The 12,903-nt window shown below is 59.0% G+C and carries 14 protein-coding genes; 9 read left to right on the top strand and 5 right to left on the bottom strand.

Going from position 1 to position 12,903, the window contains the following annotated elements:
• Positions 1 to 303 precede the first annotated feature (303 nt).
• Positions 304 to 453, top strand: a complete 150-nt coding sequence (locus VNZ65_RS00435) for a hypothetical protein (RefSeq protein ID WP_156479878.1) — start codon at positions 304 to 306, stop codon at positions 451 to 453.
• Position 454: 1 nt separating this feature from the next.
• Here VNZ65_RS00435 and VNZ65_RS00430 read toward each other — a convergent pair whose 3' ends face one another.
• Together VNZ65_RS00430 and VNZ65_RS00425 are read right to left on the bottom strand one after the other, a co-directional pair.
• Positions 455 to 1,306: a hypothetical protein gene (locus VNZ65_RS00430; RefSeq protein WP_325664969.1), complete on the bottom strand. Its 852-nt coding sequence runs from the start codon at positions 1,304 to 1,306 to the stop codon at positions 455 to 457.
• A 114-nt stretch (positions 1,307 to 1,420) separates the two neighbouring features.
• Positions 1,421 to 1,912: a YqaA family protein gene (locus tag VNZ65_RS00425; protein ID WP_325664967.1), complete on the bottom strand. Its 492-nt coding sequence runs from the start codon at positions 1,910 to 1,912 to the stop codon at positions 1,421 to 1,423.
• 177 nt (positions 1,913 to 2,089) lie between these two features.
• Here VNZ65_RS00425 and ilvA point away from each other — a divergent pair, with 177 nt between their 5' ends.
• From ilvA to VNZ65_RS00385, 8 genes are all read left to right on the top strand, one after another.
• Complete coding sequence (gene ilvA / locus VNZ65_RS00420) at positions 2,090 to 3,616, top strand: threonine ammonia-lyase, biosynthetic (RefSeq protein ID WP_325664965.1); 1,527 nt, start codon at positions 2,090 to 2,092, stop codon at positions 3,614 to 3,616.
• 155 nt (positions 3,617 to 3,771) lie between these two features.
• Positions 3,772 to 4,215: a putative holin gene (locus VNZ65_RS00415; RefSeq protein WP_325664963.1), complete on the top strand. Its 444-nt coding sequence runs from the start codon at positions 3,772 to 3,774 to the stop codon at positions 4,213 to 4,215.
• A 118-nt stretch (positions 4,216 to 4,333) separates the two neighbouring features.
• Positions 4,334 to 5,173 (top strand): NADPH-dependent 7-cyano-7-deazaguanine reductase QueF, encoded by an 840-nt coding sequence (gene queF, locus VNZ65_RS00410; protein ID WP_325664961.1) that lies wholly within the window; start codon positions 4,334 to 4,336, stop codon positions 5,171 to 5,173.
• A 186-nt stretch (positions 5,174 to 5,359) separates the two neighbouring features.
• Positions 5,360 to 5,917, top strand: a complete 558-nt coding sequence (locus VNZ65_RS00405; protein ID WP_325664959.1) for a hypothetical protein — start codon at positions 5,360 to 5,362, stop codon at positions 5,915 to 5,917.
• Positions 5,918 to 6,230: 313 nt separating this feature from the next.
• Positions 6,231 to 6,707, top strand: a complete 477-nt coding sequence (locus VNZ65_RS00400; RefSeq protein ID WP_325664957.1) for a PTS sugar transporter subunit IIA — start codon at positions 6,231 to 6,233, stop codon at positions 6,705 to 6,707.
• 48 nt (positions 6,708 to 6,755) lie between these two features.
• Positions 6,756 to 7,703, top strand: a complete 948-nt coding sequence (gene hprK / locus VNZ65_RS00395) for an HPr(Ser) kinase/phosphatase (protein WP_038485268.1) — start codon at positions 6,756 to 6,758, stop codon at positions 7,701 to 7,703.
• Between the two features lie 233 nt (positions 7,704 to 7,936).
• Positions 7,937 to 8,818 (top strand): RNase adapter RapZ, encoded by an 882-nt coding sequence (gene rapZ / locus VNZ65_RS00390; RefSeq protein WP_325664954.1) that lies wholly within the window; start codon positions 7,937 to 7,939, stop codon positions 8,816 to 8,818.
• Positions 8,819 to 8,859: 41 nt separating this feature from the next.
• Positions 8,860 to 9,486: an LON peptidase substrate-binding domain-containing protein gene (locus VNZ65_RS00385; protein ID WP_325664953.1), complete on the top strand. Its 627-nt coding sequence runs from the start codon at positions 8,860 to 8,862 to the stop codon at positions 9,484 to 9,486.
• 20 nt (positions 9,487 to 9,506) lie between these two features.
• Here VNZ65_RS00385 and mutY read toward each other — a convergent pair whose 3' ends face one another.
• The 3 genes from mutY to VNZ65_RS00370 all read right to left on the bottom strand — a co-directional run.
• On the bottom strand, positions 9,507 to 10,628 hold the full coding sequence (gene mutY, locus VNZ65_RS00380; RefSeq protein WP_325664952.1) for an A/G-specific adenine glycosylase: 1,122 nt from the start codon (positions 10,626 to 10,628) through the stop codon (positions 9,507 to 9,509).
• Positions 10,629 to 12,566, bottom strand: a complete 1,938-nt coding sequence (locus VNZ65_RS00375) for a dynamin family protein (protein WP_325664951.1) — start codon at positions 12,564 to 12,566, stop codon at positions 10,629 to 10,631.
• A gap of 52 nt (positions 12,567 to 12,618) precedes the next feature.
• Positions 12,619 to 12,903 (bottom strand): zinc finger domain-containing protein (locus VNZ65_RS00370; RefSeq protein WP_325664949.1); only part of this gene is annotated, 285 nt, incomplete at its 5' end.

Genomic DNA, 12,903 nt, shown 5'->3' with positions numbered 1-12,903 from the left:
AGCATTTTAGCTGATTGCGCTCATTCGCGACGGCAAGCTACGGATTTGTGCAGTGCAAGGAACAGACTACAACATTCGGTTGACTTATAGCCTATTCACTATAGCCAATTTCAATGAAATGAATAAATACAATCAATTTCTTTATTTCGATAGTTTTTTACTACAATCAATGCAACGCCACCACTTTCAGGAGTCCTTCATGTTCAGCCAGATCATCCGCGAAATATTGGAAAGCATTTCCTTCACGCTGGCCGACTACAGCCAGTACAAAAGCTGATCATTCACCTCGCCGGGAGCCACATCATGACACCAGTATCACTATCGAAAAGAAACCCCTACTTTGGCCTGTCCTATCTGCTGCGCAACCGCGCCTGGCCCTTGCGCATGCTGCCATACGCCATCCTGCTGCTGATTACGCCGGCGATGTTCTGGGCGGGACTGTCCGCCCTCTGATTCAGACTTGCAGCTCGGTAGTCACGGTGGCGACAACTTCTTGCCGCCGCATCACCCTGGTTTCAAACACATAGTGCGACAGGTAGGGAGACGCCGTGATGCAAGTGGTATGGAAGGACAGCGGTTCGGAGGCCGGCACCAGCTGATGGGCCACCAGGTCGCACTTGACGACGGTGTAGCTGGCCTCCTTGTCAAGGATGTGATGCAGCAGGCGGCTGGTGGTCTGCGCCACCGTGTGGACAATGATGGCCACCGGCCACGCCGGGTAGTCGAGGAAATGGCCGGCGCAGCGGGCCGGCGCCAGCGCCTTGCTGTGGGCAAGCAGCGTATGGCCGACGGCAGGCTCGAATTCCAGCTGCACCGATTGCCGATAAGGGGAATGCTCAGGCAACGGCGCCGAAGGCACCCGGTAATCCTTGAACAAGCGCAGGAACACCGGCTCCGACAGCGCCTGGTATTCGCAATACAGATGGGCAAACGGCTTTTCCGCCGAAACAATGGCTTGCGCTGTCAGCGAACGCCGGTCCTGGCTCAGCACTTCCGCCGTAGCCTGGTAGCTGGAGCCCGATTCCCGCGGGGCGACGTCATGCAGCTTGCTGTAGCGCGCCTTGGTCGCCAGATAATAGATCTGCGGTGCGGCTTGCCAGGCAACCGCGGCGCAGGAACCGAGAATCGCCAGGTGACGGCCGATTTCCGCAGAGGCCACCGGACCGTTTTCAAAACCTAAAGGCTGCTCCGATGCAAATGTTCCCTGGACGATCCGATGCGGTACGCCGCGCAATTCCGTAAATGCAAAATACGGCGCCTGCACGGCGATGCGCTCGCAAATCTCCCTGATGTCCAGTTTGTTCATAGCGTTCTCTCCTCGAATGGCTTTCGATTTCAAAGAAGCATGCAAACCAGTGTTTGTATTTCCACATGGAAATATATCGTAGTGCGGCGCAAAAATCCACGGCTTATTTACGTCTTACGCCAGCCAGCCCGCGACCTCGCGCCAGAAGCCGTCCGGCACGTTCAGCAGTAGCCAGACCACCAGGATGTAGCGCAGGAATTTGCCGATCGCCATGTACATGACCGAAGGCCAGAACGGCAGCTTGAGCCAGCCTCCCAGGGTGCAGATCGGGTCGCCGATGCCCGGCACCCAGGCCAGCAGCATGGTTTTGGCGCCGTAGCGCTCGAGCCAGGCGAACCAGCTGCTGCCGCGCTCGCGCGCGAAAGCCTGCTTGGCGCCATAGCCCATCCAGTAATCGACCACGCCGCCCAGGGTGTTGCCCAGCGTGGCGACTAAAATCACCGGCCAGAACAGCGCGCCGTTGGCCTTGATCACGGCAAACACTGCCGGTTCGGAGCCCAGCGGCAACAAGGTGGCGGCGACAAAACTGATGATAAAGACGGAAGTCAGGCCAACGCTGGGTATGGCCAGGGTCTTGAGCAGCCATAAAACGGCGGATTCGATCATATGGAACAATTCATAAAAACGGCAGACCGGTCGTGCAAGACGGCTCGGAATGAGACGGATTGCGGTACGGCCGAGAAAACCTGGTGGCGCTGAAAAAGCCCTCCATTATAATGACCGGCTGTTTCGCCCCGTCTGATCCTGTTGCCGGCCACGTTCCATCCACTATTGAATAACGACATGACCACAGATTATTTGCAAAAAATCCTCACTGCCCGCGTCTACGACGTCGCGGTCGAAACCCCGCTTGAACTGGCGACTACGCTCTCGCAGCGAATTGAAAACCAGATTTACTTCAAGCGCGAGGATATGCAAAGCGTGTTCAGTTTCAAACTGCGCGGCGCCTACAACAAGGCCGCCAGCCTGACGCCGGCGCAGCTCAAGCGCGGCGTGATCTGCGCCTCGGCCGGCAACCATGCCCAGGGCCTGGCGCAATCCGCGGCCAAGCTGGGCTGCCGCGCAGTCATCGTGATGCCGAAGACCACGCCGCAGATCAAGATCGACGGTGTCAAGGCGCGCGGCGGCGAAGTGGTCTTGTTCGGCGATTCCTATACCGATGCATATAACCACGCACTGACGCTGGAGAAAAAACACAAGCTGACCTTCGTCCACCCTTTCGACGATCCTTACGTCATCGCCGGCCAGGGCACCATCGGCATGGAAATCCTGCGCCAGCACTCCGGGCCTATCCATGCGATCTTCGTGCCGATCGGCGGCGGCGGCCTGATCGCCGGCATCGCGGCCTATGTCAAGGCGGTGCGGCCGGAGATCAAGATCATCGGCGTGCAAACCACCGATTCCGACGGCATGGCGCGCAGCCTGAAGGCTGGCCGCCGCGTGACGCTGCCGGATGTCGGCCTGTTCGCCGACGGCACCGCGGTCAAGCTGGTGGGCGAAGAGACGTTCCGCCTGGCGCGCCTGTATGTCGATGAAGTGATCCTGGTCGATACCGACGCCGTCTGCACCGCGATCAAGGATGTATTCCAGGACACCCGCAGCATCCTGGAGCCGTCAGGCGCACTGGCGGTGGCTGGCGCCAAGGCTTATGTCGAACGCAGCAAAGGCACGCGCAAGCCGATCAAGGACCAGACCCTGATCACCATCGCTTCCGGCGCCAACATGAATTTCGACCGTTTGCGCTTTGTCGCCGAAATGGCCGATATCGGACAATTGCGCGAAGCGGTGTTCGCTGTCACCATCCCCGAGCAGCGCGGCAGCTTCCGCCGTTTCTGCGAGCAGGTCGGACCGCGCAACGTCACTGAATTCAACTATCGCATCAGCGATGAAAAGACCGCCCATGTGTTTGTCGGCGTGCAGACTTCGAGCCGCGACGAAGCCACCCAGATCGCCAAGAACTTCGAGAAGCACGGCTTCGATACGCTCGACCTGACCCACGACGAACTGGCCAAGGTCCACGTGCGTCATCTGGTGGGCGGCAAGAGCGCGCTGGCGCAGGACGAATTGCTGTACCGCTTCGAATTCCCCGAGCGGCCGGGCGCGCTGATGCGTTTCCTGAATTCGATGGCGCCCAACTGGAATATCAGCCTGTTCCATTACCGCAGCCAGGGCGGCGACGTCGGCCGCATCCTGGTCGGCCTGCAGGTGCCGAAAAAGGAAATGAAAGCGTTCCGCACTTTCCTCGCCAGCCTCGGTTATCGCTATTGGGACGAGAGCAGCAATCCCGTTTATAAACTGTTCCTTGGTTAGAACCTGATGTGATTTTTGTCGTCGGTTTTCTTTGCCGCGGATGTAAATCGCCGCGCATGGAAAACCGGAACTTACATAAGAAAATGCACTCCATTATTTAACGCGCTTGAGCTGAAAAATTATTACTACAGCTTGTTTGTGCGGAGGAGATTCGCATGTGTATTTTTTCGAAAATTAAAGCACATCTCAAACGCAGTTCAATCTGGCGCACCTGGCTGCTGATTGCCATCACTGTCGTCGGCGTCGGCGAGTTCGAACCGGCTGCATCATCCCCTGAACGGACCGCCGGCAATACAGCCAAAGTCGGATTGCTGGCGCTGTTTCTGGAAGTCGACAGCGCTGCGCTGGCCGGCGCTTTTTCCGGCGCCAGCCTGGTCGCGCTCAACAACAAGTCCACGCTTTTTTTGCGCATCGCCTACCTCATGATTTCAATGATCATCGGCTATCTGGCTGCGCCTGAAATACTGGCCCAGACGCCGCTCAGCCAATCCGGCGTGGCCGCATTCCTGGCTTCGGCAGTCGCCATCGCAGTGGTGCTGCAGTTGTGGGAATTGATCAGAAAAATAGAGCTTCCGCGCTGGCTGCGCAACAAAGACTGAAACGATCCGGGCCCGCCGAACATTTCGGGCGCGCTGCTGATAAGCGCCATCAGACTGTCAATATCAGGGACGGCATGCTTATCTGGCAAAATACTGCTTTTAAGTACAAGCTGAAGCCATGACCATACCAAATACGCCCGACGCCTCGCCGCTCGGCAAACCCGCCGCCTACCAGACGCAGTACCAGCCTTCGCTGCTGTTCCCTATTGCCCGCCAGGGCAAGCGCGATGAAATCGGCGTCAGCGGCACCCTGCCGTTTTTCGGCGTCGATATCTGGAATGCGTACGAGGTATCCTGGCTCAACGCGCGCGGCAAGCCTCAGGTGGCCATCGCCACGTTTACCGTGCCGGCCGATTCTCCGAATATCGTCGAATCGAAGTCGTTCAAGCTCTACCTGAATTCCTTCAATCAAACCAAACTGGCGGACACTGATGCCTTGTTGCAGCTGTTGCGCAAGGATTTGTCGGCCGGCTTCGGCGCGACTGTGCACGTGACGCTGACCACCGCGGATGCCTTTGCCGAGCAGAAAATCCAGGAACCGCAAGGCTTGCTGCTGGACCGGCTGGATATCGAAGTCGACGAATACCAGCCAAATCCGTCGCTGCTGAAGGCTGACCCCAACCAAGTTGTCATTGAGGAAACTTTAGTTTCTCATCTGCTCAAGTCGAATTGCCTGGTGACGGGCCAGCCGGACTGGGGCAGCGTGCAGATCCATTACGTCGGCGCAGCCATCGACCAGGAAAGCCTGTTGCGCTATCTGATCAGCTTCCGCGACCATAACGAATTCCACGAACAATGCGTAGAACGCATTTTTATGGACATCATGCGCAACTGTGCGCCGCAAAAGTTGTCTGTCTATGCACGGTATACCCGCCGTGGCGGTCTGGACATCAATCCTTGGCGCAGCAATTTTTCCACTGGGCAGCCTCCTTCGAATTGGCGCCAGGCAAGGCAGTAACACACAATTCGTTACATTTGTAGCAAAAAGACAGCACTTAAGCAGATAAATGCGCTTTAAATTAGCGGGGATATTGACGCGTTATCACTACACGTCTACCGTACCACCTCGCTGCAAAGGACTCTATTTTTTATGACAATTTTTTCTCGTTTCACCGCCGTCAAAAGGACAGCACTATTCTCCGGCATGACTGCAATCGCCGCCGTGTGCGCTCCGGTCCACGCTCAGGAAACCCCGGACACCACTGGCTGGTTCAGCAAAACCCTCAGCCAGACCGGGGACCGGCTGAGCAACATCGCCAACAATGGCGATATGGAAGTGTATCTGTCAGGCTATGCCTACCATGGCCGCCATACCTATACCGAAGAAAGAATCCGCGAGCTCAATGAAAAGGCCTGGGGCCTGGGCGGCGGCCGCACCATCCGCAACGCCGACGGCAATGACGAATCGCTCTACCTGTTCGCCATCCGCGACTCTCACTTCAAGCCGCAGATCATGGCTGGCTATGCCTATGAATGGATCTGGAACGTGCCGAAAACGCCGGTCGAAGTCGGCGCCGGCTATACCGCCATGCTGATGAGCCGCCAGGATTATTTCGGCGGTTTCCCTTTCCCGATCGCCCTGCCGGTCGTGTCGCTCGGCGTCAAGGGCGCCAAGCTGATGGGTTCTTATGTGCCGCGCCTGTCCCAGAACAAGGGCAATGGCGACGTCTGGCTGATCTTCGCGCGCTTTGAAGTTAAGTAAAACATCACACTATTCGACAATAAGCATCACCGCAAGTTGATGTTGTTGGCTGGAATCAAGTCTATAATTCGGGTTGGGTGTCGCCAATAGAAACGATATCGGCGCCTGAGGGCGCCACGCACACCGTAGCCTGAACCACGCCGGTTCAGGCCAGACCGGGGGAGGCGTTGTAGTAGAATCTGCGCTCACATAACAAGGAGCCGCGGCCTACCCCCGAATTTGGCATGTTTTCGACATGCTGCGGCGGTTTTTTAGCGATGGCGGCTCTGTTAAGACACAACCATCCATACTGGACCGCATACCAATTTGTATTATGACTAATCTTGCAAAAATCCTGCCCGCACAAAATGTGGCGCTGGATCTGGAAGTCTCCAGTAAAAAACGCGCTTTCGAACAAGCTGGCTTACTCTTCGAAAACAACTGCGGCATTGCCCGCTCCACCGTCTCCGACAACCTGTTCGCACGCGAACGCCTGGGTTCTACCGGGCTGGGTCACGGCGTCGCCGTGCCGCACGGCCGGGTCAAGGGTTTGAAAGCGCCGCTGGCGGCGTTTGTGCGCCTGGCCGAACCGATTCCATTCGAATCGCCGGACGGCGAGCCGGTCAGCCTGCTGGTTTTCCTGCTGATTCCGGACAACGTCACCCAGCAGCACCTCGAAATCCTGTCGGAAATCGCCGAAATGTTTTCCAGCGACGCCTTCCGCCAGATCCTGGCCAGCGATCCCGATCCGGCCTCGGTGCATTCCCACATCGTCGCCTGGCAGCCCATGGGCACGGAAAATGCGACATAATTGACAGGAGGGCAACCGCCCGCCCAATTACCATGTCAGATGCCAACCATGCCCGCTTCCACGCCCCTCTCGATCCAGCAACTGTATGACGAAAACCGCGAGTCGCTGCAACTAGGCTGGTTTGCCGGTTTCCCCGGCGGCGAACGCCTGATTTCCGGCGACGCCGCTTCGGCGGCCGACCAGGTTGGTCACTTGAACCTGATCCACCCGGGACGGATCCAGGTTTTCGGCCATCAGGAAACCGAGTACTACCAGCGCCTGTCGGCCACTTCGCGGGTCTACCAGACCGCCGAACTGGTGGCCGGCGCGCCTCCTGCATTCATCATTGCGCAAGGACTGGCGACGCCGCCGGACATCCTTGAAATCTGCGACGAAAAAAATATCCCGCTGTTTTCCACGCCGCTGCCTGCGGCCCAGGTGATCGATTACCTGCGCGTGTACCTGTCGAAGAAACTGGCGCAGCGCATCACCATGCACGGCGTGTTCATGGATGTGCTGGGTGTCGGCGTGCTGATCACCGGCGAATCCGGCCTCGGCAAAAGCGAACTGGGGCTGGAACTGATTTCGCGCAGCCACGGCCTGGTGGCCGACGATGCGGTCGAGTTCGCGCGCATCGCGCCGAACATGATCGAAGGGCGCTGCCCGCACCTGCTGCAAAACCTGCTGGAAGTGCGCGGCCTCGGCCTGCTCGACATCAAGACCATCTTTGGCGAAACCGCTGTGCGGCGCAAGATGCGCCTCAAGCTGATCGTCCACCTGGTGCGGCGCGCGACGCTGGAAGAAAACTACGAACGGCTGCCGCTCGACGCCCATACCCAGGAAGTACTGGGACTGGCGATCCGCAAGGTCATCATCCCGGTGGCCGCCGGCCGCAACATCGCGGTGCTGCTGGAAGCCGCGGTGCGCAATACCATACTGCAGCTGCGCGGCATCGACACGCTCAAGGATTTCATCGCGCGGCAGCGGATTGCGATGGACAGCGACAGCGACCTCTGACCCGTAGGGTGGGCACCTGTGCCCACGCGTGACCTAGACAAGAAGTACATAAGGATACAAAACCTTGTGTGCCGCTGACGCAGGTTTTTCCGCAGTCGCATATAAAATACGGGCAGCAGATCTGGCGCTGAAGCGCTCCTCACAGGAGCGCTTCTTGCTTATGGAATTTCTTGCACGCCCCTTCCAAAGCGGGCACTCCCTGAAAAAAACGCGACTTACGGTATCATTCTCCTATGCGCATTATTCTTATCACTGGCATCTCCGGCTCCGGCAAATCAGTCGCTCTCCGAGTACTCGAAGACGCGGGATATTTTTGCGTCGACAACCTGCCGCCGGTTTTGCTGCGCGAACTGGTCGCCGCGCGCCAGCATGAAGGGGCGCAGATGCTGGCCGTCGCCACCGATGCCCGCAGCGCCGATTCGCTGGCCGGCCTGCCGAGCGATATCAAGCAGTTGAGGGCCGAAGGACACGACGTCAAGGTGTTCTTCCTGACGGCGCAGACCGAATCCCTGATCGCCCGCTTTTCCGAGACCCGGCGCAGCCATCCGCTGTCGCACCGGCTGCGTCCCGGCCAGAATCCGAGCGACCGCCTGACCCTGACCGAATGCATCCAGATCGAGCGCGAAATGCTGGTCGAGATCGAAGCCATCGGCCATACCATCGACACCTCCGACATGAGCGCCAACCGCCTGCGCAGCTGGATCAAGGAGCTGGTCGATACCGAGCCGGCGCCGCTGACGCTGCTGTTCGAATCGTTCGCGTTCAAGCGCGGCGTGCCGCTGGATGCCGACCTGGTGTTCGATGTGCGGATGCTGCCGAATCCGCATTACGACATCAAGCTGCGGCCGTTGACCGGACGCGACCAGCCGGTGATCGACTTCCTGGAAGGCTTGCCCAAGGTCAGCGACCTGCTGGGCGACATCCGCAATTTTGTCGAAAAATGGCTGCCGGAGTTCAAGGACGATAACCGCAGCTACCTCACGGTAGCCATCGGCTGCACCGGCGGCCAGCATCGCTCCGTCTACATGGTGGAACAGCTGGCGGAATATTTCCAGGTGTCTGAACGCGTAGTGCGGCGCCATCGTGAACTGGCCAAGCGCGCCGGCGATCAGTAGTGCGCCGCAGTTCATCCTATTAGCCGCCCTGCCCTCTTTCCATGTCCGAAAACAATTCCTGGATTCCGCTGTTTCCCCTCAATGCCGTCTTGTTTCCCGGCGGCGTCTTGCCGCTCAAGGTATTCGAGACGCGTTACCTGGACATGCTGCGCATATGCATGAAAAGCGAGCAGCAGTTCGGCGTGGTGCTGATCAAATCGGGGCAGGAAGTGGGACTGGCTGCGGAGCCTGAAAACGTCGGCTGCCTGACTCGCATTACGGAATGGGACATGCAGGACCTGGGCGTGATGATGTTGCGCACAGAAGGCAGCCAGCGTTTCCGCATCCTGCAGCAGCGGGTATTGCCGGACCAGCGCCTGGAAGCGCAGATAGAACTGATCGCCGCCGATCCCGCCACCACGCCCGACGCCGTCCACCTGCAATGCGCCGGCACCCTGAAACTGGTGATCGACGATATCAACAAGAAAGGCCGGGCAACCCACGGCAACGATTTCGCCAGCCCGTTTTCATTGCCGGCGCAGTTCGACAATGCCGGCTGGGTCGCCAACCGCTGGTGCGAAATCCTGCCGATTCCCTTGAAAGCGCGGCAAAAACTGCTGGAGCTGGCCGACGGCCGCGAACGGCTTGGCATCATCCACCAGTATCTCCTGCAGCACAACATCCTCTAGACCGGCCAACGCCTGCGCACTCAGGCAAACAGATCGGCTTCGCGGAAAACTTCCAGCAGCAATTTCTTGACCGGCGCCGGCAGCGGCGCGTCCGCCAGCCTGGCGGCCGGATACCAGACGTGGCCGGATTCGGCAATGCCGTCCAGCCGCCGCGCCAGCGTAATCTGGAACGGCGCGATATGCAGCTTGAAATGGGTGAACACATGCGTGAAACCTGACAGCGCTTCGTATGAAGCGATGCTGCCGAACGCCGCCGTGGCGCGCTCCAGCGCGCTCGCCACATCGCCTTCCGGCGCCACTTCCGGCAACGACAGCAAGCCGCCCCAGATGCCGCTGTCGGGACGCTGTTCCAGCAAGACCTGGCCCTGGTCGACGATCACCAGCATGCCGGTATATTTTTCGGGGATGGCTTTCTTCGGCTTGCGCACCGGCAGTTCCGCCGTGCGGCCGGCGGCCAGCGCGACGCAGCGCTGCGCCAACGGGCAAGTCTGGCAAGACGGCTTGCTGCGCGTGCACAGCGTTGCCCCCAGATCCATCAAGCCTTGGGTATACGATTCGACGCCCTGCTGCGGCAGCAGCGCCACCGCGCGCTGCCACATCGCATCTTCCACCGGCTTGGCGCCGGGATAGCCTTCGATGCCGAACACCCGGGCGAACACGCGCTTGACGTTGCCGTCCAGGATGGCGGCCTGCACGCCATACGAAAAGGCGGCGATGGCGGCAGCAGTGGAACGGCCGATGCCGGGCAAATCCTGCAGCAGCGCCGGATCGCGCGGGAAGATGCCGCCATGCTCGGCCACCACGCGCTGCGCGCAGCGATGCAGGTTGCGGGCACGGGTGTAATAACCCAGCCCGCTCCAGTGCGCCATCACTGCTTCGCTGGGAGCCGCAGCCAGCGCCTGCACATCGGGAAAGCTGGCCAGGAACTTCTGGTAATAGGGAATCACCGCCGCCACCTGCGTTTGTTGCAGCATGATTTCGGAGAGCCAGACGCGATAGGCGTCGCGCGTCTGCTGCCACGGCAAGGCGTGGCGGCCGTGCTGCTTCTGCCACGCTATCACCGCCGCGGAAAAAAAAGGATCGGCGTACTGCGCGGCTATCTGTTCTGAAGCGATACTGCTGTTGCTGACTACACGTTTCATTTATACCGCAATCTTCATCGGCGCCAGCTCGCTGCCCAGCGCATTTCGCAAATCGTTCTCCAGCGCCATCAAAGTGTTTCTTTGCGCAGTCAATTCATTCTGCAGCATTTCCACCGACTGGATTTTCTCTTCCAGGCTGTCGATCGCCACATGCACCCGTTCTATCGAATCGGTGCGCTGCTTGAGCTGCGACTTGTGGGCGCGGATCTGTTCTTCCAGCGGCGCCATCACCACCTTGAGCCAGGCGTCGACATCGCGGTTGGCTTGCAGGAAGCTTTGCTTGACGCGCGAGGCGATCGAGTCGAAGAACTTCTGCATCAGCACCACCTGGCTGGTTTTCACCAGCGTCACCGTACCGAACTGGCGATGATACGCGGTTTCGATCACGCCAATCTCCTTGCGGTACTTGTCCAGTGAAAACGGCATCGGCGTCGACAGCGCCAGCCCGTGCTCAGTCGAAAACTTACGGTACATGATAGTCATCATTTCCGAGATTTCATCGGTCTTCTGGCCCGACAGCATCAGGTTTTCCTGCGCGTTGTCGAAGAAATCCTTCACCGCGTGGCGGAAACCGGCGGTAAACATGCTGCCTTCCATGGTCTCGCGCGTCTTGCGGATTTCTTCTTTCAGCAAGCCCATGCCCAGCGTCGTGAAGACACCGGCCGAAAGACGCGCAAACACCGTGCGCGTACCCTGCAGCTTGAGCAGGCTCTCGTCGAATTCCTTTTTCTCGATGTCGATGCGCTTCATCATGTGGCTGATGATGGAGGTATTCTTGCCGCGCAGGCTCTTCAGCTCCAGCAGTTGCTCCACCACGCTGCGGATATGTGCAGACATCAGCGCTTGCTTGGTGACCGTCAGGTCATGGATGTCGGCGATCAGCTGCGAACGGATGATGTCGCGCTTGGCCGGTATCAGTTCGCGCGACAAGGCGTTCTCCAGCGCCGGCAGGCGGCTGCGGCGCAGCAGATCCGGCTCGCCGTTGATCTTGCCGACCAAGCCCTTCTGCGCCGAGACCGGATACACCTGCGCCTCCGACAGCCCCAGCGTCTGTGCCACGCTCGACACCTGCTTGCTGATCTGCTGTTCCACCTCGAACGGCGAGCGCAGCTCATCCCACATGCTGTCGATCTTGTTCAATACCACCATGCGGCCGGCGCCGCTGCCGATGTGGTGGCGCCAGACGTCGATATCGCTCTTGGTGACGCCGGTATCGGCAGCCAGGATGAACAACACCGCGTGAGCGTTGGGAATCAGGTTGAGCGTCAGTTCCGGCTCGGTGCCGATCGCGTTCAGGCCCGGCGTATCGATGATCACCAAGCCCTCTTTCAGCAAGGGATGCGGGAAATTGACGATGGCATGGCGCCATTGCGAAATCTCAACCCGGCCGAGGACATCAACGGCGACCGCGGCGTCCGGATCGTCTTCATCGTACAAGCCATACAGCTTGGCCTCTTCCACCGGCACCCACTTGGTCAGGCTGACCTGTTTGAAGGCTTCCAGCATGCCGTCGGTGGAGGAGATATCCAGCGGCAGCACGGTCCAGACATGGTGCGCGCCCTTGTAATCGCTGGTCGATTGCGATTCGGCCCGGGTCTCGATCGGCAGCAGCCGGATGCAGGACGGGAACGAGGGGTCGTACAACAGCTCGGTCGGACACATGGTGGTGCGGCCGGCCGCCGACGGCAAGATGCGCTGGCCGTAGTCGGCGAAGAAGATGGCGTTGATCAGTTCTGATTTCCCGCGCGAGAATTCGGCGACGAAGGCGATCGACAATTTATCGTCAGTCAGCCGCGCCAGCGCGCGTTCAATCCGCTGTTCGCTGGCGATGTCCGACAATTTCGATGCGCTCGCCCAAGTCTGGTAACGCCGCAATGCGCCGGCCACGCCGGTACGCCACTCACTGTATTCCTGGAATTTCTGAACTAGATTACTCACTGTCGCTCTCGCCTATCGTTTCTGATATTTTTCTGATGATAATTTCTGGAATTCATTTCTGGCAGGTCTTGCAATAAAACGTCGACCGCTGCCCCTGTTTGATCTGCGAAATCAGCGTCCCGCAATTTCTACACGGCAACCCAGTACGATCATAGACGAAATAACTCTGTTGGAAGTAGCCCGATTGGCCATCGGCGCCAATAAAATCGCGTAAAGTGCTGCCGCCCTTCTCGATTGCCGCCGCTAAAATTATCCGAATGGCATCAACCAGCCGTTCATAACGCGCCAGGCTGATGCGATGCGCCGGCGTTTTCGGATTGATGCCGGCGCGGAACAG

The sequence above is a fragment of the Collimonas sp. genome, from assembly GCF_035566555.1.
Taxonomy (GTDB): domain Bacteria; phylum Pseudomonadota; class Gammaproteobacteria; order Burkholderiales; family Burkholderiaceae_D; genus Collimonas.
The sequence above is the reverse complement of the archived record's forward strand: the minus strand, read 5'-3'. Positions and strand labels throughout refer to the sequence as shown.

Coding starts and splice junctions, on each gene's coding strand:
- VNZ65_RS00400 (WP_325664957.1), top strand. CDS start 6,231: ATGACTAATCTTGCAAAAATCCTGCCCGCACAAAATGTGGCGCTGGAT.
- VNZ65_RS00405 (WP_325664959.1), top strand. CDS start 5,360: ATGACTGCAATCGCCGCCGTGTGCGCTCCGGTCCACGCTCAGGAAACC.
- VNZ65_RS00430 (WP_325664969.1), bottom strand. CDS start 1,306: ATGAACAAACTGGACATCAGGGAGATTTGCGAGCGCATCGCCGTGCAG.
- hprK (WP_038485268.1), top strand. CDS start 6,756: ATGCCCGCTTCCACGCCCCTCTCGATCCAGCAACTGTATGACGAAAAC.
- VNZ65_RS00435 (WP_156479878.1), top strand. CDS start 304: ATGACACCAGTATCACTATCGAAAAGAAACCCCTACTTTGGCCTGTCC.
- ilvA (WP_325664965.1), top strand. CDS start 2,090: ATGACCACAGATTATTTGCAAAAAATCCTCACTGCCCGCGTCTACGAC.
- rapZ (WP_325664954.1), top strand. CDS start 7,937: ATGCGCATTATTCTTATCACTGGCATCTCCGGCTCCGGCAAATCAGTC.
- queF (WP_325664961.1), top strand. CDS start 4,334: ATGACCATACCAAATACGCCCGACGCCTCGCCGCTCGGCAAACCCGCC.
- VNZ65_RS00415 (WP_325664963.1), top strand. CDS start 3,772: ATGTGTATTTTTTCGAAAATTAAAGCACATCTCAAACGCAGTTCAATC.
- mutY (WP_325664952.1), bottom strand. CDS start 10,628: ATGAAACGTGTAGTCAGCAACAGCAGTATCGCTTCAGAACAGATAGCC.
- VNZ65_RS00425 (WP_325664967.1), bottom strand. CDS start 1,912: ATGATCGAATCCGCCGTTTTATGGCTGCTCAAGACCCTGGCCATACCC.
- VNZ65_RS00385 (WP_325664953.1), top strand. CDS start 8,860: ATGTCCGAAAACAATTCCTGGATTCCGCTGTTTCCCCTCAATGCCGTC.